The organism is Cupriavidus sp. SIMBA_020 (genome assembly GCF_046535395.1).
GTDB classification, from domain to species: Bacteria; Pseudomonadota; Gammaproteobacteria; order Burkholderiales; family Burkholderiaceae; genus Cupriavidus; species Cupriavidus campinensis.
On sequence record NZ_JAWRWU010001487.1, the window covers coordinates 1 to 242 of the forward strand.

Sequence of the window (242 nt, forward strand, 5' to 3'; positions counted from 1 at the left end):
GTCGTGGTCGGTAGATGGCGTTAACGGTGAGCGCGGTTGTTTAGGCGAATGTAAGTCTGCCTTTGGTTGTTGAGGCGAAATGGGCTCAGCTGCAATAGGTGCTTCTTTTTTAGTCGCTGGTACAGGTTCGCTAGGCTGATTAACCGGCTTGCGCTGTTTTTTGATTGGTTTGGCTTCGGGATCAAAGTCTCTTACTTGTGGCTCTGCATGCTCGGTGGCATTTTTTATCCGTTCTAAAGTGG

At 49.2% G+C, this 242-nt stretch carries 1 pseudogene; it reads right to left on the reverse strand.

Features of this window, described 5'->3' with window-relative positions:
- Nucleotides 1-242, reverse strand: a pseudogene (locus tag SB751_RS34530) (hypothetical protein); the annotation flags it as partial.